19 protein-coding genes and 2 tRNA genes are annotated in these 24,572 nt (G+C 64.8%); 15 read left to right on the top strand and 6 right to left on the bottom strand.

The annotated features are described in order from the left end of the window. Positions 1 to 52: 52 nt before the first annotated feature. The 3 genes from ITX31_RS15115 to ITX31_RS15105 form a co-directional block, all read right to left on the bottom strand. Positions 53 to 520: an OsmC family protein gene (locus ITX31_RS15115; protein ID WP_194784179.1), complete on the bottom strand. Its 468-nt coding sequence runs from the start codon at positions 518 to 520 to the stop codon at positions 53 to 55. Between the two features lie 86 nt (positions 521 to 606). Further along, on the bottom strand, positions 607 to 3,159 hold the full coding sequence (gene pepN / locus ITX31_RS15110) for an aminopeptidase N (protein WP_194784348.1): 2,553 nt from the start codon (positions 3,157 to 3,159) through the stop codon (positions 607 to 609). A 122-nt stretch (positions 3,160 to 3,281) separates the two neighbouring features. Further along, complete coding sequence (locus ITX31_RS15105) at positions 3,282 to 5,417, bottom strand: zinc-dependent metalloprotease family protein (RefSeq protein ID WP_194784178.1); 2,136 nt, start codon at positions 5,415 to 5,417, stop codon at positions 3,282 to 3,284. A gap of 225 nt (positions 5,418 to 5,642) precedes the next feature. Between ITX31_RS15105 and ITX31_RS15100 the strand changes: the two genes are divergently transcribed. Both ITX31_RS15100 and ITX31_RS15095 read left to right on the top strand, forming a co-directional pair. Beyond that, complete coding sequence (locus tag ITX31_RS15100) at positions 5,643 to 6,119, top strand: ribose-5-phosphate isomerase (RefSeq protein ID WP_194784177.1); 477 nt, start codon at positions 5,643 to 5,645, stop codon at positions 6,117 to 6,119. Beyond that, entirely contained in the window at positions 6,119 to 7,009 is an 891-nt protein-coding gene (locus tag ITX31_RS15095; protein ID WP_194784176.1) for an Fpg/Nei family DNA glycosylase, read from the top strand. The genes ITX31_RS15100 and ITX31_RS15095 overlap by 1 nt, the downstream gene beginning before the upstream one ends. Before the next feature lie 113 nt (positions 7,010 to 7,122). Here ITX31_RS15095 and ITX31_RS15090 read toward each other — a convergent pair. Continuing rightward, positions 7,123 to 7,196, bottom strand: a tRNA-Gly gene (locus ITX31_RS15090). Between the two features lie 150 nt (positions 7,197 to 7,346). Between ITX31_RS15090 and ITX31_RS15085 the strand changes: the two genes are divergently transcribed. The 6 genes from ITX31_RS15085 (at position 7,347) to ITX31_RS15060 (ending at position 12,658) form a co-directional block, all read left to right on the top strand. Beyond that, positions 7,347 to 7,420, top strand: a tRNA-Pro gene (locus tag ITX31_RS15085). A gap of 55 nt (positions 7,421 to 7,475) precedes the next feature. After that, entirely contained in the window at positions 7,476 to 8,822 is a 1,347-nt protein-coding gene (gene tig / locus ITX31_RS15080; protein WP_194784175.1) for a trigger factor, read from the top strand. A gap of 305 nt (positions 8,823 to 9,127) precedes the next feature. Continuing rightward, positions 9,128 to 9,742: an ATP-dependent Clp protease proteolytic subunit gene (locus ITX31_RS15075; RefSeq protein WP_091604185.1), complete on the top strand. Its 615-nt coding sequence runs from the start codon at positions 9,128 to 9,130 to the stop codon at positions 9,740 to 9,742. A gap of 48 nt (positions 9,743 to 9,790) precedes the next feature. Then, entirely contained in the window at positions 9,791 to 10,462 is a 672-nt protein-coding gene (locus ITX31_RS15070) for an ATP-dependent Clp protease proteolytic subunit (protein WP_226802483.1), read from the top strand. 234 nt (positions 10,463 to 10,696) lie between these two features. Beyond that, positions 10,697 to 11,989, top strand: coding sequence for an ATP-dependent Clp protease ATP-binding subunit ClpX (clpX, locus tag ITX31_RS15065; RefSeq protein ID WP_194784174.1), 1,293 nt, complete (start codon positions 10,697 to 10,699; stop codon positions 11,987 to 11,989). Between the two features lie 63 nt (positions 11,990 to 12,052). After that, positions 12,053 to 12,658, top strand: a complete 606-nt coding sequence (locus tag ITX31_RS15060; protein ID WP_323745708.1) for a disulfide bond formation protein DsbA — start codon at positions 12,053 to 12,055, stop codon at positions 12,656 to 12,658. Positions 12,659 to 12,726: 68 nt separating this feature from the next. Here the strand turns inward: ITX31_RS15060 and valS are convergent, their stop codons facing one another. Then, positions 12,727 to 15,342: a valine--tRNA ligase gene (valS, locus tag ITX31_RS15055; protein ID WP_194784173.1), complete on the bottom strand. Its 2,616-nt coding sequence runs from the start codon at positions 15,340 to 15,342 to the stop codon at positions 12,727 to 12,729. Positions 15,343 to 15,456: 114 nt separating this feature from the next. On the opposite strand from valS, the gene ITX31_RS15050 reads away from it, so the two are divergent. Next, positions 15,457 to 15,813 carry a DUF488 domain-containing protein gene (locus ITX31_RS15050; RefSeq protein ID WP_228529371.1) on the top strand — a complete coding sequence of 119 codons (357 nt, stop codon included), beginning with the start codon at positions 15,457 to 15,459 and terminating at the stop codon, positions 15,811 to 15,813. Here ITX31_RS15050 and ITX31_RS15045 read toward each other — a convergent pair. Further along, a complete protein-coding gene (locus ITX31_RS15045; protein WP_194784172.1) occupies positions 15,786 to 16,229 on the bottom strand; it encodes a PGPGW domain-containing protein in 444 nt (147 codons plus the stop codon). The two genes, ITX31_RS15050 and ITX31_RS15045, sit on opposite strands and share 28 nt — an antisense overlap. A 486-nt stretch (positions 16,230 to 16,715) precedes the next feature. On the opposite strand from ITX31_RS15045, the gene ITX31_RS15040 reads away from it, so the two are divergent. From ITX31_RS15040 to ndk, 6 genes are all read left to right on the top strand, one after another. After that, positions 16,716 to 17,537: an endonuclease domain-containing protein gene (locus ITX31_RS15040; protein WP_194784171.1), complete on the top strand. Its 822-nt coding sequence runs from the start codon at positions 16,716 to 16,718 to the stop codon at positions 17,535 to 17,537. Positions 17,538 to 17,834: 297 nt separating this feature from the next. Continuing rightward, on the top strand, positions 17,835 to 18,578 hold the full coding sequence (locus ITX31_RS15035; protein ID WP_194784170.1) for an SDR family oxidoreductase: 744 nt from the start codon (positions 17,835 to 17,837) through the stop codon (positions 18,576 to 18,578). A gap of 309 nt (positions 18,579 to 18,887) precedes the next feature. Then, on the top strand, positions 18,888 to 22,184 hold the full coding sequence (ileS, locus tag ITX31_RS15030) for an isoleucine--tRNA ligase (protein ID WP_228529370.1): 3,297 nt from the start codon (positions 18,888 to 18,890) through the stop codon (positions 22,182 to 22,184). Then, complete coding sequence (locus tag ITX31_RS15025; RefSeq protein ID WP_194784168.1) at positions 22,184 to 23,563, top strand: bifunctional folylpolyglutamate synthase/dihydrofolate synthase; 1,380 nt, start codon at positions 22,184 to 22,186, stop codon at positions 23,561 to 23,563. Before ileS ends, ITX31_RS15025 begins: the two co-directional genes overlap by 1 nt. A 4-nt stretch (positions 23,564 to 23,567) precedes the next feature. Further along, positions 23,568 to 24,026, top strand: a complete 459-nt coding sequence (locus ITX31_RS15020) for a DUF4233 domain-containing protein (RefSeq protein ID WP_194784167.1) — start codon at positions 23,568 to 23,570, stop codon at positions 24,024 to 24,026. 53 nt (positions 24,027 to 24,079) lie between these two features. Next, complete coding sequence (gene ndk, locus ITX31_RS15015) at positions 24,080 to 24,499, top strand: nucleoside-diphosphate kinase (protein ID WP_194784166.1); 420 nt, start codon at positions 24,080 to 24,082, stop codon at positions 24,497 to 24,499. Positions 24,500 to 24,572: the final 73 nt, after the last annotated feature.

Raw genomic sequence — 24,572 nt, 5'->3', positions numbered from 1 at the left:
TGTCTATAGCCTACTGCCGGACCGCGCGCCGAATGGCTGCCGGCGGTGGCCGTCAGGAGATCGTGCGGGCCAGGTGTTCCACCGGAAAGTTCACGCTGCGGGCAATGAAGCACAGCCGGTGTGCTTCCTCATGCAGAGCAGTGGCAAGCTCCGGCGAGCCCTCGGAGATACGGACTGCGGGACGCAGCAGCACGGAAGTAAACTCGCCGCTGCCGTCCCGGTTCAGGCGCAGCGTCCCCTCGGCGTCGTCCGAGTAGGACACGACGCTGATCCCGTTCTTCACCGCCACGTGGAGGTAGGAAAGCATGTGGCACTGGGCGAGTGCGGAGAGCAGGAGCTGCTCCGGGTTCCAGCGGTCACGGTCGCCGTGGAAGGTCGGATCCGCTGTTCCGGGCAGGTCCGGCAGGCCCGGTGCGCGGAGCACGTGGTCGCGGCCGTAACCGCGGTAGGTCTGCGTGCCGGTACCCCGGTTGCCGGTCCATTCCAGGGATACGCCGTAGCGGTGTTCTGAGAGGTTCACAGCTTTAAGCTACCGTGCCGGACCCCGACCCCAGCAGCTGGGCCCGGGGTACGGCACGGAAACGCGGAATGCAGAGAACGAACCGCCTAGCGGTCCGCCGCCTGGGCCTTCAGGGCCCGGACGACGCCGTCGCGGTTTTCCAGCAGCAGCCGGCGCAGTGCCGGTGCTTCATCTCCGAGCGAATCCAGGAAAGCATCGGTGCGGTCGACGGTCTCCTGGGTGGTGAGCCGCGCCGGATAGAGACCGACGACGATCTGCTGTGCGATTTCGTGGGTTCGCGATGCCCACACGTCACGCAGCGAATCGAAGTAACGCTGAGAATACGGCTCGAGAAGCGTCGTGTCGTGGACCCGGCTGAATCCGCCGATTGCTGCACGCTGTGCGGCGTTGGGCAGGTCCGAACGCACCACGATTGCGTCCCATGCCGCGGCCTTGGCATCGGCCGTCGGAAGGGCAGCCCGTGCGCCGGCGGCTGCGAGCTGGCCGGTGGCCGTTGCGTCGCGGTCCAGTTCGGCGGCGATCTCTGCCTCGCCCATCCGTCCACCGGCTACGAGCGCGGTGAGGAGCTCCCAGCGCAGGTCGGAGCCGACTTCCAGGTCTTCCAGGACCAGGTCAGCCGAGAGCAGCGCAGCCACTGCGTCCAGTTGCCCGGGTGTCTGGGCGTGCGCGGCAAATGCCTTGACGAACTGCAGCTGGGAATCGGAGCCCGGAGCGGCGGCCCGGGCCAGGTCCCAGAGGCTGTCAGCAGCAGCAGCGGTCATGGGCTCACGGTCCTGCGGTGCGACGTAGAAGGTCAGCGTCGTCGCCAGCTGGCGAAGCAGGACCTGCACCACGGAGGAATCCGATTCCGAGGCAATGTTCTGCAGCACCAGTTCAACGTAGTTGCGTGCCGGAATCTCACCGTCGCGGGTAGCGTCCCAAGCCGAAGCCCAGACGAGGGTGCGCGGCAGCGAATCGGCGATGTCCCGCAGGCGCCGGGTGGCCAGGCGCCAGGAAACGTCATCGAGGCGGATCTTGGCGTACGCAAGGTCGTCGTCGTTGAGCAGGATCAGCTCCGGCCGTTTCTGGCCTTCCAGCTCGGGAACCGGCGTCAGCTCACCGTCAACGTCCAGTTCCACCCGGTGCGTGCGCCGAAGCTTCCCGTCTTCACCGGTGTTGTAGAAACCGACGGCGAGCCGGTGCGGGCGCAGCGTCGGGTACTCGGCCACCGCTGACTGCGCGACGGCGAACGAGGTGACGGCGCCGTCGTCGTCCGTCTCGATGACTGGACGCAGCGTGTTGACACCGGCTGTCTCCAGCCACTGTGCAGACCACTGGCCAAGGTCGCGGCCGCTGGCGGCTTCCAGCTCGGAAAGGAGGTCGGAGAGCTCGGTGTTGCCCCAGGAGTGCTTGCCGAAGTACTCCCGGACGCCGTGCATGAACTTGTCCTGGCCAACCCATGCCACCAGCTGCTTCAGCACCGATGCGCCCTTGGCATAGGTGATGCCGTCGAAGTTGACCTGGACATCTTCCAGGTCCCGGATTTCGGCGACGATCGGATGGGTGGTTGGGAGCTGGTCCTGGCGGTAGGCCCAGGCCTTCTCCATGGATGCGAACGTGGTCCAGGCCTGCTTGAACTCGGTGGCTTCGGCGGCTGCAAGGGCAGACATGAACTCGGCGAAGGATTCATTCAGCCAGAGGTCGTTCCACCAGCGCATGGTGACCAGGTCCCCGAACCACATGTGGGCCAGTTCGTGCAGGACGGTGATGGCCCGGCGTTCAACGGTGGCATCCGGGACGCGGCCGCGGAAAACGTAGCTTTCCAGGAACGTCACGGCGCCGGCGTTCTCCATGGCGCCGGCATTGAACTCGGGCACGAAGAGCTGGTCGTACTTTTCGAACGGGTACGGCGTGCCGAACTGGGCTTCATAGAACTCGAAGCCCTGGCGGGTGAGTTCGAAGATATTCTCCGCGTCCAGATACTCCATGAGGGACTTGCGGGCAAAAACACCCAGCGGAATGGTTCGGCCGTCCGAACTGGTGAGCTCGGAGCGGACGGACTGGTAGGGGCCGGCGATAAGGGCGGTGATGTAAGAAGAGATCCGCGGGGTCGGTTCGAAGGACCAGGTAGCTGCGGGCTTCTCGGCATCCTCCGCGCTGGCGCGGACCGGTTCGGGCGTGGGGGAGTTGGAGATGACGTCCCAGTGCTCCGGAGCGGTGACCGTGAAGCGGAAGGCGGCCTTCAGGTCCGGCTGCTCGAAGACGGCGAACATCCGCCGGGAATCCGGAACCTCGAACTGGGAATAGAGGTAAACCTCGTTGTCCACCGGGTCTACGAACCGGTGCAGGCCCTCGCCGGTGTTCATGTACAGCGCATCCGCTTCCACCACCAGCTCGTTGCTGGCGGCCAGGTTCGGGAGCTGGATGCGGACGCCGTCGGAGACTTCCTCGGGGTCCAGGCCCACGCCGTTGAGAGTGACGCGGTGCACCTTGGCTGTCACGGAATCGATGAAGGTGGAGGCTCCCGGCTTTGCGGCAAAGCGCACTACGGTGGTGCTGCCGAAGACTTCGTCGCCGCGGGTCAGGTCCAGATTGATGTCGTACGAATCGACACTGATCAGTTCCGCCCGTTCACGCGCTTCAGCGCGGGTGAGATTCATACCTGGCAAGGAAGAGCCTTTCGAAGGAGAGATAGAGCGCCGGTGCCCTCGGGTTCAGGGCACCGGCGTCAAAAGTAACAATTGCAACAATCTCTCACTTGGGGCCGTTCTGCCAAGTGGGGCTAGCGAACTATGCCTGCCCCTTCTGGCAGGCCGCGCTTCCAGGAGCCGGTTACGGGGAGGTCTCCCGGATTGCCGTAGGCAAAGACTTGCTGGGCGACGGGCCTCAGGTTGCTGTTGCTCAGGTACCAGACGTTCGAGCGGCGTACTCCAACGGAAGAGAAGCCGTCACCGTTCCAGTCACCGGCGACAGGAACGTCTCCGGCGTTCCCGTATATGAATGTGCCGTGGGTAGCAGGGCGAATGTTGCTGTTGGTGAGGTAAAAGCGGTTACTCCAGCCCTCGGGCCTGGTGACACCCAAGGTGTCACACCCATCACCGTCCCAGTCACCTGTAATCGCGATATCCCCACGCTGTCCAAAATAGAAGGAGCCGTCAACCGGGCCGCTGCTGTTCGAGTTCCTAAGAAAAACCTTGCCCTGCCGGTAGACCCCGGGGGTGTCTTTGCCGTCGCCATCCCAGTCCCCGCATATCGCCTGGTCGCCAGTGTCACCGAAGTAAAAAGTGGTGGTCCCTGATGTCGCTGAGAGAGTGTTGCGGATCGTCCACTTTCCGCGACTGAAGATTGCCGGAGTAGCAATTCCGTCGCCGTCCCAGTCACATGTTAGGTAGTGCTCGGCTCCTACGCCGAATTTCGTCCCGGACTGACTCGCACCCTTCATATGCCATTCGGCGGATTTCGCCTGAATGGTGACCGAAGCAGAACCGGAACTGACCGAGTTGATCTTCACTGTGGTTCCGGTGTGGGTCGTGAAAGTCTGGCCGGCCTGCCAAGCGTGATTGCCGTTGTAGTAACCGGCGAAGGGGCGGGTAGATGGAGGGATGATGAGGGAGTTCACGGCCCATGCATTGGCTTTGTCTGCTCGCACTATTTTTACCCCGCGGTTCCCCGAGGGGCCGGACTGAAGGTACCCGTCATAACCCGCCGGCTGACGAAGTTCCAAGTAGTACACATCTCCGGATTGAGGGTCAGTAAATTTCACTGCACGGTTCGCTGCCGTTCCACCCCAGGGACTCAGGTTGAAGGTGCGGGGCAGACCCGCCTGGCCCGCGTTGAGAACCTCATTACCGCGCCCGAAATTGCCGGCGTCCCAAAAATAAGAGTTGATGACGGGCTGGTTGTACTGAGCCGAACCCATGAGGTCGGTGGTGTCGCCGTACTCCCGGCTGGAGCAGGCGCCGTCAGCCCACCGGCCGCTAGATCCAGCGCCGACGTCTGAACGTCCATTGGTGCACTGCAGGCTATTTGCGTGCAGGAGACCCAGGACGTGTCCAACCTCATGCGTAACGACGTTGTTGGTGAATGAGGAAGGAGCGGGCATCAGAATCCTGCCGGCGGTTCCCCCCACTGTCCATCCGCCGCCAAGGATGCCGCCGTATCCTCCGGACTTAAGGTCCGCCGTGGGTACGAAGACCACCAGTGCCGTGTACGGATTGTCCACCCACTTCAGTTCTCTGGCGATCTTGTTCATCATGGTCGCGTAGTCGTCACTGGCATTCGCGGAAGCACTGTAGTGGACCCGCTCCGACGCAATGGACAATGACAGGCGATTGTCGGACATCGAGCGCCAGTAGTTGTTGGCGCTGTAAATGGAGTTTCGAGCCGCACCGAGATTGACCAGGTTCCCGTTGCCGTTGACGGTGGAGCGAACCAGCGTCACCTTGATGTTTCCGGCCCTGGCAGGTGCACCCAGCATGCTCGCTGCACCGCCGCGTGCCAGCATTGGCTCAACGTGTTCGTGTTCGGTGTCTACTGCTGAACGGATGCTGCCGTCCGCTTCGGTGATGAGGGGAGTTTCCGGTCCGGGAACAACGTGGCCTTCACCAACCTCGACGTACTTGTAGCCGTCGTCCTCTGCGTCCAGTTCCTCAGGATCGTCCGTTGTTCCGGTGCCCGGGGAGGGCGAACCCGATTCGGACGGCTCCGGGTCGCTCGGTTCCGGAGCGGGTTCGGTGGCTGCGGGGGTCGGGGCGGGGAGTTCGGCGGGCGACGGGGCCGGCTCAGCTGCCGGCGGAGTTGCTTCCACTGCCGGCGAGGATACGGGCGGCTCCCCGCTCACGGCGCCCGCGGGTGTCAGTCCGCCAAAGACCAAGGCCCCCGTCAGCGCTGCCAGAAGGGCGAGTTTTCCGGTTTTCAATGGTGAATCCTTGCATAGCTAAACGGCGCGGGGCATTGGACGTGGTTTCGCTGGAAACCCTCCAATGCCGGACCTGCCGACGGGCGAGCCCGTTCCCAGCGAAACCACTTGCACTCCCTGCTATCGACCGGAGTTCGCGCGCCGTTACCGGTTTGCGTTCCATGAAGGCAAAAAAGTTAAGCTTGTGCTGGCAGCAAGGCCCCCCACATCTAATGAACGGAAATCATGCGCGTCCACATCGCCACCGACCATGCCGGACTTGAACTCAGTGCCCACCTTCAGGAGCATCTTGCAGCCGAGGGCTACGACGTCATAGATCACGGGCCCAGGGGATACGACGCCGAGGACGACTACCCCGGGTTCTGCATCGACGCAGCGCAGGCTGTGGTGTCCGACCAGAAAGCCGGGATCGACGCCCTGGGCATCGTCCTGGGCGGATCCGGCAACGGAGAACAGATCGCAGCGAACAAGGTCCGCGGCATCCGTGCCGCCCTGGCCTGGAACCTGGACACTGCGCGGCTGGCACGCCAGCACAACGATGCCAACGTCGTCGCCGTCGGCGGGCGGCAGCATTCACTCGCCGAAGCAACTGGAATCATCGATGCGTTCCTCTCCGAACCGTTCAGCGGCGCCGAGCGGCATGTGCGGCGGATCGCGCAAATCGCCGAATTTGAAGCCAGCGGCACCATCGCAGCGCGCTAATGCCTGAGGGGCATTCAATCCACCGCCTTGCCCGGCAGTTCACCTCGGTGTTCGCCGGGCAGGCGCTGGAGGTTTCCAGCCCCCAGGGGCGGTTCGCTGCAGGAGCTGCCCAGCTCGACGGCCGCGTCCTGACGGGTGCACAGGCGCACGGCAAGCAGCTTTTCCTGGAGTTCGACAACGACCTGTTCCTGCGGATCCACCTGGGGCTGTACGGGGCTTTCGATTTCGGCGGGGATGAGTCCTTCCGCGGTGCCTCGAGCATCGGTGCCCCGCGCCGGGTGGGGGAGCAGGAAGCCCCTGACGACGGCGGTGCGGGCACCTACACGGGACCGCCGCCGCCCAAAGGGGCCGTCCGGGTGCGCCTGGTTTCGGACCATGGCTGGGCGGACCTGCGCGGCCCGACGGCGTGTGAGGTCATTACGGACGCGGAACGGCAGGTGGTGCTGGCACGGCTGGGGCCTGATCCGCTGCAGCGGGCAAACGACGGCGCCGGTGACTTCGCCCGCCGCCTGACGAGCCGCGGCTCGCCCGTAGCGGCGCTGCTGATGAACCAGGAAGTGCTGGCCGGGGTGGGTAATGTCTACCGGGCCGAGGTGATCTTCCGGCAGCGCATCTCTCCGTGGACGGCGGGAAAGTCTGTGCAGCCGCACCAGGCGTACGCACTCTGGAACGACGTCGTCGAGGTCATGGCCGACGGCGTTGCACGGGGCCGCATTGTGACGACCCTTCCCGAACACCGCAGCGATCAAACCGAGCCGGTCCCCGTCCCGGAAGCCCACTATGTGTACAAGCGGCAAGGCTTGCCGTGCCGGATCTGCGGTACGGGCGTTGCCCTGACAGAGATGGCGGCCCGGAAACTCTACTGGTGCCCCTCCTGCCAGGCCGGCTGACGGGAAACTATAAGCTGACGGGAAACTATAAGCGGACACGAAAAAGCCCCTGCCCACCTGCGGAAACCGTTGGTTTCACCGAGTGGGACAGGGGCCTGTCCGGAACAATTCCGTGGAGGGGATGACGGGAATCGAACCCGCGTAATCAGTTTGGAAGACTGAGGCTCTACCATTGAGCTACATCCCCGGCGCCGTAAGGCAGGATTTACCTTAGCACGGTAAATCGGCGGATGAATAATCGGCGGCTTCCCTCCATCCCGAGACAGCAACGGAGGGTCCCGGCGCCTCGGAATTGTGCATGTGGAAGTCAATGCCGGTAGGCTGTCAGGTGCACTGACGGGGTGTAGCTCAGCTTGGAAGAGCGCCTGCTTTGGGAGCAGGAAGTCGCAGGTTCAAATCCTGTCACCCCGACTCTGTATAAACGACGGTGCAGACCAACCCCAGAACCCTCAGGAGAACTAACGCTGTGAAGAGCGCTGTAGAAAACCTCACACCCACGCGGGTAAAGCTCAACGTAGAAGTTCCGCTTGAGGAATTGAAGCCGAGCATCGACGAGGCCTACAAGACCATCGCCACCCAGGTGCAGGTCCCGGGCTTCCGCAAGGGCAAGGTCCCCAACAAGCTCATCGATCAGCGCGTTGGCCGCGGTTACGTCCTCGAAACCGCCATCAACGACGGCCTGAACGGTTTCTACCAGGCAGCAGTCCAGGAGACGGGCATCCGTCCGCTCAGCCGCCCCGAGGTCGAGATCAGTGAAGTTCCGGACCCCACCTCCGATGAGGGCCAGCTGGTCTTCAACGTAGAGTTGGACATCCGCCCCGAGATCGAACTGCCGGATTACGCCGGCATCGAGGTCACCGTTGAGCCCGCCGAGGCCGGCGACGCCGACGTCGAGAAGGCACTGGACGAACTGCGCGGCCGCTTCGGAACGCTGAAGAGCGTTGACCGTCCCGCCGCGGAGAACGATTTCCTGACCATGGACCTGGTGGCCAGGGTTGACGGCGAAGAGGTCGACTCCGCCGCGGACCTGTCCTACCAGGTTGGCGCCGGCACCATGCTTGAAGGAATGGACGAGGCCGTGACCGGTCTTTCCACCGACGAGTCCGCCACCTTCACCACGAAGCTGGCCGGCGGCGAGCACGCAGGAGCCGACGCCGAGGTCACCGTCACCGTCAAGGCCGTCAAGGAGCGCGAGCTCCCCGAAGCCAACGACGACTTCGCCCAGCTGGCCAGCGAGTTCGACACCATCGCCGAACTGCGCGAAGACCTTACCATGCGCGCCGCTGAAGCCAAGGTCATGGAGCAGGGCGTCGAAGCCCGAGACAAGGTCCTCGAGAAGCTTCTGGAAATGATCGAGGTTCCGGTACCGGAGTCCGTCATTGAAGAGCAGCTGGAGCAGCACTTCAACTCCGAGTCGGCACACACCGCCGGTGAAGACCACGACACCGAAGAGCACCGTGCCGAGATCCGCGAGAACACCGAGCAGGCGTTCAAGAACGAGATCATCCTGGACGCTGTCGCTGACAAGGAAGAAGTCGGCGTCAACCAGAACGAGCTCATCGACTACATCGTCTCCATGGCCGGCCAGTACGGCATGGATCCGAACCAGTTCGCCCAGCTGATCGACCAGGGCGGCCAGGTTCCGATGATGGTTGGCGAAGTCCGCCGCCGCAAGGCCCTTGCCAAGGTGCTGGAGCTGGCCAAGGTTACCGACACCACCGGTGCCGAGGTGGACCTGTCCGCCTTCGTTCGCCCGGAAGGTGAAGAAGCAGCTGCCGAAACGGCCGAGGAAGCCGGCGAAGAAAAGGCTTAGCCTCAACCAGCCCCGGATTCGTTCCGGGGCGCAGGCAGTAGGAAGCACCGCAGTACGCTGCGGTGCTTCCTTTTTGTTTAGGCCCGTTCCTGAGGCGAATCCCGTCGCAGCATCCGGCACACGCGCAACGTGCGCCGTCAGCGAACAGTGCGTGTAACGGGAGCAAAAGGACCGCAGGAACGGTTAGTGTCCAAGAAGAGATAAACGGCGGGAGCCGGCTTGAGGCGCACACAGACGCATCCAGCCAGGTTTCCTGCCAGAGCGAGAGGTCACTCAGTATGGCAAATGCACCCAGCACACCCACTATGGCTACTGTGGACCCGGCCAGCCGGGATGACTACATCTACAACCGGCTGCTGAAGGAACGGATCATCTGGCTCGGCTCGGAAGTCCGTGACGACAACGCCAATGCAATCTGCTCCCAGCTCCTCCTCCTCTCGGCCGAGGATCCGGAGAAGGACATCTTCCTCTACATCAACTCTCCCGGCGGTTCCGTCACGGCCGGCATGGCGATCTACGACACCATGCAGTTTATCCCGAACGACGTCGTTACCGTTGCGACCGGCCTGGCCGCCTCCATGGGACAGTTCCTGCTCTCCTCCGGCACCAAGGGCAAGCGCTACGCCACGCCGCACGCCCGCATCCTGATGCACCAGCCTTCCGGCGGCATCGGCGGCACCGCCTCGGACATCCGGATCCAGGCTGAACTGATCCTGCACATGAAGCAGGTCATGGCCGAGCTCACCGCCGAGCAGACCGGACAAACCGTTGAGCAGATCCTGAAGGACAACGACCGCGACAAGTGGTTCACCGCAGAAGAGGGCCTGGCCTACGGCTTCTTCGACAAGATCTCCGCTCACGCCGGCGGCGTCACCGGCGGCGGCGGAACCAACCAGGACCAGGACGGCGAGCAGGACTAGTCCAGCCCTCCAGCCGGCCAGCGCACCACAGACTTCAGGAGTAGAGCAATGAACCACAACTTTGGAACCCCGGGCAGCATGGCACCGCAGATGCCGTCCAGCCGCTACGTACTGCCGCAGTTCGAAGAGCGTACGCCCTACGGCTTCAAGCGCCAGGACCCGTACACCAAGCTCTTCGAGGACCGCATCATCTTCCTCGGCGTGCAGGTGGATGACGCGTCCGCGGATGACATCATGGCCCAGCTGCTGGTCCTCGAATCCACCGATCCGGACCGCGACATCACGCTGTACATCAACTCGCCCGGCGGTTCCTTCACGGCCATGACTGCAATCTACGACACCATGCAGTACATCCGCCCCGAGATTCAGACCGTCTGCCTGGGCCAGGCCGCCAGCGCGGCTGCCGTCCTGCTGGCAGCCGGCACCCCCGGCAAGCGTCTTGCCCTGCCGAACGCCCGGGTGCTGATCCACCAGCCCGCCCTCGGCGGCGGAGAGCGCGGACAGGCGTCCGACCTGGAAATCCAGGCCGCCGAAGTGATGCGCATGCGTACCTGGCTCGAGGACACCCTGGCTCTTCACTCGAACAAGACCTCCGAGGAAGTTAACCGGGACATCGAGCGGGACAAGATCCTCACCGCGGCCTCCGCCCTTGAGTACGGGCTGATTGACCAGGTTCTTGACTCCCGCAAGATCAAGACGCCGGCAATCAACAAGGGCTAGCAGCATCATTCCAGCCGCCCCCGCCCAGCAACGGACGGGGGCGGCTGTTCTTTCTCCGGCGGCGGCGCGTGCCCGCCGGCAGCTAAAAAGCCGCACCACGTGCCCGAAATTGCTGATTACGCCCTCCAAGTGTCCTAGAGTGGAACATGGTTGACTGGCATGGTTTTCCTTCCGGCACGTTTTTCCTTCGGCACGGCGCCCGCCTGACGAGGACCATCTAAAGGGGACTGAATTATGGCTCGCATTGGTGAGAGCACAGATCTGCTTAAGTGCTCTTTCTGCGGAAAGAGCCAGAAGCAGGTGCGCAAGCTGATCGCCGGTCCCGGCGTCTACATCTGCGACGAGTGCATCGAACTCTGCAATGAGATCATCGAAGAGGAGCTTTCGGAGACGACGGAGGGCGATTCCTTCGTCCTGCCGAAGCCGCGGGAGATCTTCGATTCCCTGCAGGAATATGTCATCGGCCAGGAACCCGCGAAGCGTTCCCTCGCCGTGGCCGTCTACAACCATTACAAGCGCATCCAGTCCGGCCACGCCAGCCGTTCGACGGCCAACCTCAGCGACGCCGTCGGCACCGAGGACGTGGAAATCGGCAAGTCCAACATCCTGCTGATCGGCCCCACCGGCTGCGGTAAGACCTACCTCGCGCAGACCCTGGCCCGCCGGCTGAACGTACCGTTCGCCGTCGCCGACGCCACGGCGCTGACCGAGGCAGGCTACGTTGGCGAGGACGTTGAGAACATCCTGCTCAAGCTCATCCAGGCTGCGGACTACGACGTCAAGAAGGCCGAACAGGGCATCATCTACATCGACGAGATCGACAAGATCTCCCGCAAGAGCGAGAACCCCTCAATCACCCGCGACGTTTCGGGTGAGGGCGTCCAGCAGGCCCTGCTGAAAATTCTTGAAGGCACCGTAGCGTCCGTTCCGCCGCAGGGCGGGCGGAAGCACCCGCACCAGGAATTCATCCAGATCGACACGACGAACGTCCTGTTCATCGTGGCCGGAGCGTTCGCCGGACTCGAGGAAATCATCGGGTCCCGCTCAGGCCGCAAGGGCATCGGCTTCGGCGCTCCGCTGAACGAGACCAGCAAGGACACCGACTCCTACGCGGACGTCATGCCTGAGGACCTGCTGAAGTTCGGCCTCATCCCGGAATTCATCGGCCGCCTCCCCGTCATCACCACGGTTTCCAACCTGGACCGCAAGGCACTGATCCAGATCCTCACCGAGCCCAGGAACGCCCTGGTCAAGCAGTTCCAGAAGATGTTCCAGCTCGACGGCGTAGAGCTGGTCTTCGAGCCGGAGGCCCTGGACGCCATTGCCGACCAGGCGCTGGGCCGCGGCACGGGCGCCCGCGGACTGCGCGCCATCCTGGAGGAAGTGCTGCTGCCGGTGATGTTCGACCTTCCCAGCCGGGAGGACGTAGCCCGCGTGGTGATCACGCCTGAGGCGGTCACCGAGAAGGCCGAACCGACGCTCATTTCCCACGACGTCATTGCGAAACGGCGGAATAAGTCGGCCTGACTGCGCGCTGGCGCAAGTGGGACATGATTCCGTCCGCCCTAATTTTTCCTGAGGAGCAAGCCCGTGAATACCGCTGTTGCCGATTTCTGGTTCGATCCCACCTGCCCGTTCGCCTGGGTCACCTCACGCTGGATGGGCGAAGTGGAGCAGGTGCGTGACGTGCGTACCGAATGGCACGTCATGTCCCTCGCCGTGCTCAACGAAGGCCGCGACCTTCCCGAGGATTACCGCGCCCGGATCGACAAGGCCTGGGGACCGGTGCGCGTCATCACCGCGGCAGCCGAGCTGCACGGTTCGCAGAACATCAAGAGGCTCTATGACGCGATGGGCACCCGCATCCATGTGCAGGGCATGAAGGACTACGACGCCGTCATCGCCGAGTCCCTCGCCGAAGCGGGCCTGCCGGCGGACCTGGCCGAGATTGCCTCCACCGACAAGTTCGATACCCAGCTTCGTGCCTCCCACCAGGAGGCCATCGACAAGGTGGGCGACGACGTCGGCACTCCTGTCGTCGCCTTTAACGGCACCGCGTTCTTCGGCCCGGTCCTAACCCGGATCCCGCGCGGCGAGGAAGCCGGAAAGATGTTCGACGGCGCACTGGCGCTGGCGTCCAACCCGTACTTCTTCGAGATCAAGCGCAGCCGCACCGAGAACCCGCACTTCGACTAACCGGAACAGCTGAACACAAAAGTGCCCGGCCGGATTGAATCCGGCCGGGCACTTTGTGCTTGTGCCGGCTACTCCGCCGGAGCCAGCTCGACGCCGCTGACGGACAGCTCGCCGTCGCCGGCTACCAACTCAAGGTTGCGCACGTTGCCCGCGGCCAGCAGGTCCGGCAGGCCCGCACGCAGCCGCTCGACCTGGGCCGCCGGGGCCGTAACAGCTGCGTTGAGCACCTCGGTGCGCTGCTTGACCTTGGCCTCCGACTTGGCCTTGCGGATACCCCCCAGAGCCTGGGCAACCGTTCCGAGAATCGCTGCATCGGCGCTGGAGACGCCGGCGGCCAGGCCGTCAACGGTGGGCCAGGGTGCGCGGTGGACAGATCCGGTCCGCCACCAGCCCCAGACCTCTTCGGTGGCGAAGGGCAGGAACGGAGCGAACAGCCGAAGCAGGGAATCCAGGGTGGTGGCCAGGGTGGCCAGCACCGAGGCCTGCTCGGCATCGCCGGCAGCACCGTAGGCGCGGTCCTTGATCAGTTCCACGTAGTCATCCGTGAAGGACCAGAAGAAGGACTCGGTGATCTGCAGCGCCCGTGCGTAGTCGTAGCTCTCGAACGCCTTGGTGGCGTTGTTGACCACGTCAACGAGCTGTACCAGCAGCGACTGGTCCAGCGGGTTGGTGATCACCGCGGTATCAGCGCGGACGACGTTGGCTTCGGTGGCACCCAGGTTCAGGACGAACTTGGAGGCGTTGAGCAGCTTGATCGCCAGGCGGCGGCCAATCTTCATCTGCGCGATCTCGTAAGCCGTATCCGCGCCCAGGCGCGCTGAGGCAGCCCAGTACCGGACGGCGTCGGACCCGTACTCGTTGAGCACATCGGTGGGGACCACCACGTTGCCCTTGGACTTGGACATCTTCTTGCGGTCGGGGTCAAGGATCCAGCCGGAGATAGCGGCGTGCTTCCACGGAGCGGCGTGCTGCAGCGCGTCGGCGCGGACCACGGAGGAGAACAGCCAGGTCCGGATGATGTCATGGCCCTGCGGGCGCAGGTCGAACGGGAACACCTTGGCGAAGAGGTCCTCGTCCACACCCCAGCCGCCTACGATCTGCGGAGTCAGGGATGAAGTGGCCCAGGTATCCAGCACGTCGGCGTCGCCGATGAAGCCGCCGGGCTGGTTGCGCTGGGACTCCTCGTAACCCGGTGCCGGATCGGCAGCGGGATCCGCCGGCAGCGACTCGAACGACGGCAGGATCGGGTTGTCGTAGTCCGGGTTGCCGGAAGCATCCAGCGGGTACCAAACCGGAACCGGAACGCCGAAGAAGCGCTGGCGGGAAACCAGCCAGTCGCCGTTGAGGCCTTCGATCCAGTTCTCGTAGCGGGAACGCATGAACGCCGGATGGAAATCGATTTCCTTGCCGCGGGCAATCAGCCGGTCACGGCGGTCGGCGTCGCGGCCGCCGTTGCGGATGTACCACTGGCGGCTGGTGACAACCTCGAGAGGCTTGTCGCCCTTTTCGAAGAAGTTGACCGGGTGGGTGATCTTCTTCGGCTCGCCGTCCAGGTCGCCGCTCTCGCGGAGGAGTTCCACGACCGCTTCCTTGGCGCTGAAGACTGTCTTACCGGCGACGGCTGCGTAGTTTTCCTGCGCGGACGGAGCCGTGATCCACTCCGGGGTGTCGCCGAGGATGCGGCCGTCACGGCCAATCACGGCGCGGGTGGGCAGGTTCAGCTCGCGCCACCAGGTGACGTCGGTGAGGTCACCGAAGGTGCAGATCATCGCGATGCCGGAGCCCTTGTCCGGTTTGGCCAGGGGGTGCGCCTTGACCTCGACCTCGACGTCGAACAGCGGGGACTTCACCGTGGTGCCAAACAGGCGCTGGTAGCGCTCGTCGTCGGGGTGGGCCACGAGTGCCACACAGGCAGGCAGGAGTTCCGGGCGGGTGGTCTCGATAAAGATCTTCTCGCCGTCGGGCGCGTGGAAGCTGACCCGGTGGTACGCGCCGGGCTGTTCGCGGTCTTCGAGCTCGGCCTGGGCAACGGCGGTGCGGAAGGTGACGTCCCACAGGGTGGGGGCTTCGGCCATGTAGGCGTCGCCGGCCTTCAGGTTTTCCAGGAAGGCCCGCTGGCTGACGGCACGCGAGTGGTCATCGATGGTGCGGTAGGTGCGGGTCCAGTCCACGGACAGTCCGAGGGTGCTGAACAGGTTCTCGAAGACTTTCTCGTCCTCGACGGCCAGCTCTTCGCAGAGCTCAATGAAGTTGCGGCGGGAGATGACATCGAAGTCGCGCTGGTTCTTCGGTGCCGTTGCCGGGGGACGGTAGTCCGGGTTGTACGACTTCGTGGGATCGCAGCGCACGCCGTAGTAGTTCTGCACCCGGCGTTCGGTGGGCAGGCCGTTGTCATCCCACCCCATGGGGTAGAAGACGTTCTTTCCCTTCATGCGCTGGTAGCGGGCCAGGACGTCGGTCTGGGTGTAGGAGAACATGTGTCCCACGTGCAGTGAACCGGAAGCGGTCGGTGGGGGCGTGTCGATCGAGTAGACCTCGTCCCGGACGGTGTCCGGGTTGAAGGCGTAGGTGCCTTCCTCGCGCCAGCGGCGGCTCAGGGTCTCTTCCAGCCCCTCCAGGGCGGGTTTGTCAGGTACGGAAACGGTCGCAGCGGGCGTGTCTGTGCCCGGGATATTGTCAGCCATGGTGCCATTCTCCCATGGGTGCCGGTGCCGCCGTCGTCTGTGTCGCGGGCGGCGGAAGTCTGCTTCCCTTCCGGGTGCTGGCGGGACGGCCTAGCGTCCGTTACATGGCTGAAATTGATCCGTCCCAGGCGCGCGCGGCGCATCTACGCAGAGCCCGACGGCGGCTTCCGGGTGCTGGTGGACAGGCTCTGGCCCCGCGGGGTCTCCAAGGAACGGGCGGAGCTTGACGAGTGGTTCAAGGATGCGGCCCCGAGTACCGGGCTGCGGGAATGGTTCGGGCACCGGCCCGAGCGCTGGCAAGGCTTCACCGGGCGGTATGTCCGGGAGTTGGAAGGCAACGGTGCGGTAGTCGGCTTCGCTGCCGCCTGCGCTTCCCGGCCGGATACCGTGCTTCTCTTCGGCGCCCGGAATGAGCAGGAAAATCAGGCACTGGTGCTGAGGAGCTATTTGCTGGGCCTGAACCTCACATAGCTGTAGCCCACTAGGGCAATGGCGATGCAGCCGGAGAGGATGAGGGCGGTGCCGGTGGTCCAGCCGCCCGGGAGCCACCAGCGCTCTTCCAGCGGCCACCAGGCGGGAACACTGCGCCAGAGGCCCCAGGTGATGCCGGCGGCGATCAGGGTCAGGGCACCGGCGAGCGCGATCACGATCCGGACCCAGGACCGCACGCCCTGTTCAGCAGCGCGGTAGGCCTGGACCTTCACCGGGTGCAGCCACCTGTCAGCCCAGGCGTAACGCAGGGAAAGGATCGCAAGCCCGGCGACGAGCATCAGCAGGCCGGGACCAGGCAAGACCAGAGCGGCAGCGCCGAGAGCGATCAGGGTCCAGCCGGAAACTTCAATGCCCGTGCGGCGGGCCCAGGCTGGGATTTTGTCGGCGCGCGGCATGGAACAAGCTTCGCACAGCGTTCTCCCTGGTCCGGTTCCGGGGTCCGGTTCCGGCGTCCCGAGCCGACTGTGAGGGGGACCCGTGCCGGCGGGCGCAGGTTCCCCGTGGTCCGGCGCCGGTGTCCGGTCCAGTGCCGGTGCCGGTGCCGGTCCGGTGCCGGTCCGGTCCGGTGCCGGTCCGGTCCGGTCCGGTCCGGTGCCGGTGTCCGGTCAGGGCGTCCTGCGGCCGAGGGCACGGGGTGACCATGCTGGCTTCCAAGCAGGCTTGCGCAGGTTCCCCGTCCTCGTTGCGGCCGGGACGGATGGGGTCCCGCCTGCCGGCACACGTAACCAGCGGTGGGAAACCGTGAAGTTTGAGCCCCGTATCGGCGTCCTCCGTCCCTGCACAGACGGTCTCCTTCGGGCCGGAATGCCCTGGCAATCCACACAAGGCCGCCCGACGGCGCACGGGACCGTTCAGTCGGTCAGGCTGGGACGGTGCAGGCGATGGAAACGGTAGATCCGATAGAAGCAGTGTGCCGGGCGCACTACGGGGTAGTCAGCGTCGGTGCGCTCGCAGCCAACGGGTTTGGCCGTTCGAAGGTTGCGGCTGTACATCGCGGTGGCGTCCTGCAGCGCGCTGGCCGCGGGTACTACAGGCTAGAAGGCGCACCGGCTGAGCTGGTTGCCGCCGCCTCGCTGGGTACCTCCCTGACCTGTGTCTCCGCTGCGCAACTTCAAGGCTGGTGGGTTCTGGAACCGCCGGAGGTGCTCCACCTGCGGGCAGACAAGATGGTCGACGTTCCCGAAATCCGGCTGCATCGGGGTAGAAGGTCGGCGGCGAGACTGGTGTGTTTACCGACGGCCGTCGTCCTGGACGCCTTTCGGTGTCTTCCTCCGCTGCAGGCCCTGGTGATAGCCGAATCAGCCGTCGCCCGTAACGCTGTCTCGAAGGCCGCCCTCATCCATGCCTTCGACCGGCCTCAGGACTGGCGGGTTCGTGCACTTCTGGAGGGAATAAGCCGGAAGACGGCCTCTCCGCTGGAAGTTTGTGCCCGCTACCATCTGTGCGCAGCGGGGTTCCCGGTCCAGAGAGAGGTGTTGGTCGACGGCGTAGGACGTGTGGATTTCCTGGTCGGAGGCCGGCTCATCATCGAGCTGGACGGGTACGAGTTCCACAGCGGCCGTACTGAGTACCGGAATGACCGGGCCCGATGGAACCAGGCCACCGCCCGTGGATACAAAACCCTGCGCATCACAGCGGAGATGATCCTGCGCAGCCCGGAAGAGTTCATCCGTCTGGTCCGTGCCGCCTTGGCCCGAGCCTGAATCCTCAGTTCCTGAGTCGCGCGGACCCACAGCGCGCACTGAATCCCAACCGTCGTTAAGCATGGCTACGGATGGGACCCCCGAGGGCCACACCAGCAACGGAGGCTGGGAAACCGCGCGGGCGCGGACCCCGGCGGCCACACCAGCAACGGTGGCTGGGAAACCGCGCGGGCGCGGACCCCGGCGGCCACACCAGCAACGGTGGCTGGGAAACCGTGCCACGCAGAACACCTCGGCCGCGACACAGCACGACGCGCAGCCACGTCAACGGGACGGCGGTTCGCTAGGGTAGCCGTCATGACAAACAAGCGCGTGGTAGTAACCGGAGCAAGCTCGGGAATCGGTGCGGCAGCGGTCCGTGCCCTGCGGCAGACAGGCTGGGACGTAGTCGCCGTCGCCCGGCGGGAAGACCGGCTGAAAGACCTCGCAGAGGAAACCGGCGCCCGGGTCATCGCCTGCGACGTCACCGACCGTGAGTCCGTGGATGCCATGGCCCAGACCGTGCTGGCCGACGGGGGAGTGGACGCCATCGTGAACAACGCAGGCGGCGCATTCGGAATGGACCCGGTGGCCACCGGCAATCCGGAGGACTGGGTCCGGATGTACAACGTCAACGTCCTTGGCGCGCTGAACGTCACGCAGGCCTTCCTGCCCGCGCTGCGGAAAAACGGCGAAGGATCCATCCTCATGCTGACCTCCACCGCCGCTCTCGCAGCCTACGAAGGCGGAGCGGGCTACTGTGCTGCCAAGGCCGGAGAAGAAGCACTGACCCAGGCACTGCGGCTGGAAGAGGCCCAGCACAACGTGCGCGTCATCGAGATTCTGCCCGGCATGGTCAAGACCGAAGAGTTCTCCCTGAACCGGCTCGGCGACCCCGCTGCGGCCGAGAAGATCTACGCCGGCGTCGCAAAGCCGCTCACGGCCGGGGATGTCGCGGACGTCATGGCCTACGCCCTGAACGCGCCGCACCACGTCAACCTTGACCAGGTAGTCATCCGCCCGGTGGCACAGGCCGCGCAGCACAAGGTCATCCGCCGCTAGGCCGCGGCGGGCCGGGGCTTCGACAGACGCCCCGGCCGTGGCCTAAACTGGCCCAAGCAGCTTTGACCCGGCCATCACCGGTGAGCTTCCGGAAGAACAGTGCCGATCCCGGCGCCCAGTAGAACCGGACGGGTAAGCCCGTCACAGCAGTCAATGAGCGGCAGCCGTCGCCCACCCGCCAGCAACGGGAGTACGACGGCGGCAAGCGAGGTGGTACCGCGGCTTATCCCCGGCGTTCGCGCAGGAAAAGTTCGCCCTTGCATCCTGTCTTTACAGCCAGATTCACTTGCCGCTACCAGGATGACGAACATGCCACAGATCTACCCCAAGGCCTCCACGGGCGATTCCGCCGAAGCAGCAGCCTCCTCACCCAGGTTCCCCGAGATCGAAGAGCGGGTCCTGAAGTACTGGGATCAGGACGGCACCTTCCAGGCCTCCATCGATGCCCGGCCCGCGGGCGAAGACGGCTCCAACGAGTTCGTCTTCTACGACGGCCCTCCCTTCGCCAACGGCCTGCCGCACTACGGCCACCTGCTGACCGGCTACGTCAAGGACCTGGTGGCCCGCTACCAGACCCAGCGCGGACACCGCGTCGAGCGCCGGTTTGGCTGGGACACCCACGGCCTGCCCGCCGAACTTGAGGCCATGAAGCAGCTCGGCATGAGCGACAAGGTCCAGATCGAGAAGATGGGCATCGACAAGTTCAACGATGCCTGCCGCGCCTCGGTCATGAAGTACGCCGGCGAGTGGCAGGACTACGTGACCCGCCAGGCCCGCTGGGTGGACTTCGAGAATGACTACAAGACGCTCAACGTCGAGTACATGGAGTCGGTCATCTGGGCGTTCAAGACCCTGCATGAAAAGGGCCTCACCTACAGCGGCTTCCGGGTGCTCCCGTACTGCTGGAAGGACGAGACGCCCCTGTCCAACCACGAGCTGCGCATGGACGACGACGTCTACAAGATGCGCCAGGACCAGACCGTCACGGTAACCTTCCCGATCATCGCCGGGGACAACGTGCTCTCCGCCGAGCTCGAGGGCGTCAACGCGATCGCCTGGACCACCACCCCGTGGACCCTGCCCACCAACATGGCCCTCGCCGTCGGGCCGGACGTTCGCTACTCCGTCGTGCCCGCCGGACCCAACGGCACCCTGCTGGATCAGGGAACGGCCGCCGGAGGCCGCTTCCTGCTGGCTGAGGACCTGGTTGCCTCCTACGCCAAGGACCTGGGGTACGCCGACGCCGATGCCGCGCGTGCCGCTGTCACTGCCGTGCACACCGGCAAGGAACTCGAAGGCCTGCGCTACGTTCCGCTCTGGGACTACTACGCCGACGCCGACAAGTGGGGCACCGCGAATGCCTGGCGGATCGTCGTGGCCGACTACGTGACCACCACCGACGGCACCGGCATCGTCCACCAGGCTCCGGCCTACGGTGAGGATGACCAGAAGGTCTGCGAAGCCAACGGCATCCCCGTCATCCTCTCCGTGGATGAGGGCGGCAAGTTCCTGCCCATGTTCGGTGAGGGACCGCTCTCTGAAATCGCCGGACTGCAGGTCTTCGATGCCAACAAGCCGATCACCCGCGAGCTGAAGTCCGAGGGCCGCCTGCTGCGCCAGGCCAGCTATGAGCACTCCTACCCGCACTGCTGGCGCTGCCGGAACCCGCTGATCTACAAGGCTGTTTCCTCCTGGTTCGTCGAGGTCACCAAGATCAAGGACCGCATGATCGAGCTGAACCAGGAGATCAACTGGATCCCGGAGAACGTCAAGGACGGCCAGTTCGGCAAGTGGCTGGAGAACGCCCGTGACTGGTCGATCAGCCGCAACCGGTACTGGGGCAGCCCCATCCCGGTATGGATTTCGGATGACCCCAAGTATCCGCGCACGGATGTCTACGGTTCCCTCGCGGAGATGGAAGCGGACTTTGGCCGGCTGCCGCTGAACAAGGAAGGCCAGCCGGACCTGCACCGCCCGTTCATCGATGAGCTGACGCGCCCCAACCCGGATGACCCGACCGGCAAGTCCACCATGCGCCGCGTCGAGGACGTGCTGGACGTCTGGTTCGACTCCGGCTCGATGCCGTACGCCCAGGTGCACTACCCGCATGAGAACGCCGACTGGTTCGAGCACCACAACCCGGGCGACTTCATCGTGGAGTACATCGGCCAGACCCGCGGCTGGTTCTACACCCTGCACATCCTTGCCACGGCGCTCTTCGACCGCCCGGCGTTCCGTAATGTCATCAGCCACGGGATCGTCCTCGGCTCGGACGGACAGAAGATGTCCAAGTCGCTGCAGAACTACCCGGACGTGTCCGAAGTCCTGGACCGTGACGGTTCCGACGCCATGCGCTGGTTCCTGATGGCTTCGCCGATCCTGCGCGGAGGCAACCTGGTTGTCACCGAACAGGGAATCCGCGACGGCGTCCGCCAGGTCATCCTGCCGCTGTGGAACGTGTGGCACTTCTTCACGCTCTACACCAACGCCGCGAACAGCGGCACCGGTTACGAGGCAACCCTCCGGCACGAATCCACCGAACCGCTGGACACCTACATGCTGGCCGCCACCGGCGACCTCATCCGGAACATGACGACGGCGCTGGACACCTATGACGTGTCCGTCGCCTGCGAAATGCTGCGCGCCTACATGGACACGCTCACCAACTGGTACGTCCGCCGCAGCCGCACCCGCTTCTTCGAAGAAGACACCCAGGCCTTCGACGTCCTTTACACCTGCCTCGAAGCGCTCTGCCGCGTCGCTGCCCCGCTGCTGCCTCTGGTCACGGAGGAGATCTGGCGCGGGCTGACTGGCGGGCGCTCCGTGCACCTGACGGACTGGCCCGAAGCCGGCGCCTTCCCCCGGGTTCCGGACCTGGTGGCCCGCATGGACCTGACCCGGAAGATCGCGTCCGTCGGGTCTTCGCTGCGCAAGGCCGCCAACCTCCGGGTGCGGCTGCCGCTGTCCGAGATGACCGTGGTGGCACCTGACGCCGAGGCTCTGCAGGGCCAGTTCGCGGCGATCATCGCGGATGAACTGAACCTGAAGTCCGTGCGCCTGGTTGAGGCGGGCTCCGCTGACCCCGCCGAGTTCGGAATCACTCAGAAGCTTGTCGTCAACGCCCGGGCCGCCGGTCCGCGGCTGGGCAAGAACGTGCAGACGGCCATCAAGGCCTCCAAAACGGGGGACTGGTCCGTAGCGGAGGACGGCACGGTAACGGCCGGCGGCCTGGATCTGGAACCGCATGAATACACCCTGGAGACCGTCGTCGAATCCCGCGAGGGTGAGTCCGCGAAGGCAGTCGCGGTCCTGCCCGGCGGCGGCTTCCTGGTCCTGAACACGGAGGTCACCGCGGAGCTGGCCGCAGAGGGCACTGCCCGCGATGCGATCCGCGCCATCCAGCAGGCGCGCCGCGACGCAGACCTGCACATCAGTGACCGTATCCGCACCACGGTGAGCACCGGGGCCGGGGAAGCTGCCGCGTTGGAGACCAACGCGGACCTGGTCAAGGCCGAGACACTGACCGGCGAGCTGGTGGTTACGGTTTCCCCGGAAACCCCGGACAATGACACCGAAGCTTTCACCGTGACCGTGGAGAAGATCTGATGAGCACCCAAGACGGCCCCTCGGGGTCAATCGACGGCTTCTCCGTGGAGAGCGTCTACGCCGAACTGCTCAGCCGGGCCCCGGAAAACAAGATGGAGCCGCGCATGGCTCCGCTCTTCCGTGCCATGGAAATCCTGGGCGAGCCCAACAAGGCATTCCCGATCATCCACATCACCGGTACCAACGGCAAAACCTCGACGGCGCGGCTGATCGAAGGCGGCCTGCGCGCCTACGGGCTGCGCACCGGCCGCTACACCAGCCCGCACCTGAGCAAGGTGACTGAACGGATCAGCATCGACGGTGAACCCGTTGCTGATGAGACGTTTGTTCGCATCTGGGACGAAATCCGCCCCTACCTTGAAATGGTCGACGCCGAACTCGACGCTGCGGGGGAACCGCGCCTGACGTATTTTGAGTGTGTGACCATCCTGGCGTTCGCGGTCTTCGCGGATGAACCAGTGGATGTGGCCGTGATCGAGGTGGGCCTTGGCGGCATCACCGATGCTACCAACGTGGGGGACGGGACCGTCTCCGTGGTGACCCCGATTTCGCTGGACCACACCGAGCTGCTGGGAGACGACGTCGCCGACATCGCCTTTGAGAAAGCCGGAATTATCAAGGAAAACGGCTTCCTGGTCAGCGCTGCGCAGCCAGTCGAGGCCGCACAGGTGCTGCTGGAGAAGGCCACCGAAGCAGGAGTTCCGTTCCGTTTCGAAGGCATTGAATTCGGCGTCGAATCCCGCACCATGGCTGTCGGGGGGCAGATGGTGACCGTCAACGGACTCGCCGGACGCTACGAGGACCTCCTAGTTCCGCTGCACGGCGAACACCAGGCACAGAACGCGGCCGTCGCCGTCGCGGCGCTGGAAGCCTTCATTGGAGGAGGGGCCAAGGAACTGGACGCGAAGCTGCTGCGTACCGGTTTCCAGACCGTCACCTCGCCGGGACGCCTGGAGGTGGTGCGCACCGCCCCCACTATCATCGTGGACGCGGCGCATAACCCGGCCGGAGCGAAGGCAAGCGCCCAGGCGGTGCTTGAAGCGTTCAATCTGTCCTCCCTGGTGCTGGTGGTGGGCATCCTGGGCGAGAAGGACGCCGTCGGCATCCTGGCTGAGCTGCGTGAAGTGCTCGGCGACATTGTCTCCGGTGTATGCCTCACCCAGTCCAGTTCCCCGCGCGCCATTCCGGCCGGCGAACTGGTGCAGGACGCGGTGGACGCAGGCTTCGCAGATGAGGACATCCAGGTTGAACCGGCCCTCGATGATGCCATTGAGTGGGCCGTGGCCAAGGCCGAGGAAAACAACGACCTCGGCGGCGGTGTCCTGGTGATTGGCTCCATCACGGTGGTCGCGGAAGCGCGCACCCTTCTCGGAAAGTAAGCACATGGCACGAATGACCAAGGCCCAGCGCGAATGGCGTCCGGGCATGCCCAAGAAACGCCGGTCCATCCGCGTGATGTTCGCATCCACTGTCCTGAGCCTGGAAGCCTTCGTGGTGCTCTTTGGCACGCTCGCTGTCTTTGGCCTGCAGCGGGACCGCGTGGCGCCCGTGGCCATCCTGGCTGGCGGGATCGTCCTGGCGGCCGCCCTGATAGCGACCTGCGCGTTTCTGTCCAAGCCCGCAGGCCCGGCGATCGGCTGGATCCTGCAGCTGGCCATCATTGCCACCGGCTTCCTGGAACCCATGATGTTCCTGGTGGGAGTCCTGTTCGCTGGAACCTGGTGGTACGGACTGCGTGCCGGTGCCCGCCTCGATAGGGAGAACCGGCAGAGGGACCGTGAACAGGCGGAGTGGGAAGCAGCCCACCCGGCCGGTACGGACTCCGGCGAAACCAGCAGTTAGGCTTAGGAACAGCTGAACCGCATTCCCATCCAACCTCCAAGGAGAAACCAAGCGTGAGCACCGAGCGCACTCTCGTCCTGATCAAGCCGGACGGCGTCAAGCGGAACCTGACCGGCGCCATCCTGGCCCGCATCGAAGCCAAGGGCTACGCCCTGGCCGAGCTGAAGAAGATGGACGCCACCCGGGAACTGCTCGAAGAGCACTACGCGGAGCACGTCGGCAAGCCGTTCTACGAGCCGTTGGTTGAGTTCATGCTCAGCGGTCCGATCGTCGCGGCGGTCTTTGAAGGCCAGCGCGTCATCGAAGGTTTCCGGTCCCTGGCCGGCGCCACCGAACCCACCACCGCGGCGCCCGGAACCATCCGCGGCGACTTCGGCCGCGACTGGGGCACCAAGGTGCAGCAGAACCTCGTCCACGGCTCGGATTCGGCCGAGTCCGCCGCGCGCGAGATCGGCATCTGGTTCGGCAACTAAGACCACTGGACCCGCAGCAGTTCCGCAGGAGGCCGGCACCCGCCACGGGTGCCGGCCTCCTGTACATTCGGGG

The organism is Arthrobacter gandavensis, from assembly GCF_015355785.1.
GTDB lineage: Bacteria > Actinomycetota > Actinomycetes > Actinomycetales > Micrococcaceae > Arthrobacter_B > Arthrobacter_B gandavensis_A.
Note: the sequence above shows the minus strand (reverse complement) of the source record. Positions and strands in the feature narration are given on the sequence as shown.

Bases quoted from the DNA above. Each gene is read 5' to 3' on its own strand.
- ileS (WP_228529370.1), top strand. From the start codon at position 18,888: ATGCCACAGATCTACCCCAAGGCCTCCACGGGCGATTCCGCCGAAGCA.
- ITX31_RS15045 (WP_194784172.1), bottom strand. From the start codon at position 16,229: ATGCCGCGCGCCGACAAAATCCCAGCCTGGGCCCGCCGCACGGGCATT.
- ITX31_RS15040 (WP_194784171.1), top strand. From the start codon at position 16,716: ATGGAAACGGTAGATCCGATAGAAGCAGTGTGCCGGGCGCACTACGGG.
- clpX (WP_194784174.1), top strand. From the start codon at position 10,697: ATGGCTCGCATTGGTGAGAGCACAGATCTGCTTAAGTGCTCTTTCTGC.
- ITX31_RS15035 (WP_194784170.1), top strand. From the start codon at position 17,835: ATGACAAACAAGCGCGTGGTAGTAACCGGAGCAAGCTCGGGAATCGGT.
- ITX31_RS15075 (WP_091604185.1), top strand. From the start codon at position 9,128: ATGGCTACTGTGGACCCGGCCAGCCGGGATGACTACATCTACAACCGG.
- ITX31_RS15100 (WP_194784177.1), top strand. From the start codon at position 5,643: ATGCGCGTCCACATCGCCACCGACCATGCCGGACTTGAACTCAGTGCC.
- pepN (WP_194784348.1), bottom strand. From the start codon at position 3,159: ATGAATCTCACCCGCGCTGAAGCGCGTGAACGGGCGGAACTGATCAGT.
- ITX31_RS15020 (WP_194784167.1), top strand. From the start codon at position 23,568: ATGGCACGAATGACCAAGGCCCAGCGCGAATGGCGTCCGGGCATGCCC.
- ITX31_RS15095 (WP_194784176.1), top strand. From the start codon at position 6,119: ATGCCTGAGGGGCATTCAATCCACCGCCTTGCCCGGCAGTTCACCTCG.
- valS (WP_194784173.1), bottom strand. From the start codon at position 15,342: ATGGCTGACAATATCCCGGGCACAGACACGCCCGCTGCGACCGTTTCC.
- ITX31_RS15070 (WP_226802483.1), top strand. From the start codon at position 9,791: ATGAACCACAACTTTGGAACCCCGGGCAGCATGGCACCGCAGATGCCG.
- ITX31_RS15025 (WP_194784168.1), top strand. From the start codon at position 22,184: ATGAGCACCCAAGACGGCCCCTCGGGGTCAATCGACGGCTTCTCCGTG.